Annotated in this window: 1 pseudogene; it reads left to right on the top strand. The window is 65.3% G+C overall.

Annotated features, from left to right (window positions below):
* Positions 1-248, top strand: a pseudogene (locus tag J0O65_RS25315) (sulfoacetaldehyde acetyltransferase); the annotation flags it as partial.

Here is a 248-nt window from a genome sequence, read left to right on the forward strand (position 1 = left end):
CCCGCCAGCCACCCGCTGTGGTGCGGCCCGCTCGGCTACCAGGGTTCCAAGGCGGCCATGAAACTGATCGCCCAGGCCGACGTCGTCGTCGCCTTGGGTTCGCGCCTGGGACCGTTCGGCACCCTGCCGCAGCACGGCATGGATTACTGGCCGAAGAACGCGAAAATCATCCAGATCGACGCGGACAACAAGATGCTGGGCCTGGTCAAAAAGATTTCGGTGGGCATCTGCGGCGACGCCAAGGCGGC

Origin of the sequence: Janthinobacterium sp. JC611, from assembly GCF_018682595.1 — a bacterium.
Classification (GTDB): domain Bacteria; phylum Pseudomonadota; class Gammaproteobacteria; order Burkholderiales; family Burkholderiaceae_D; genus Janthinobacterium.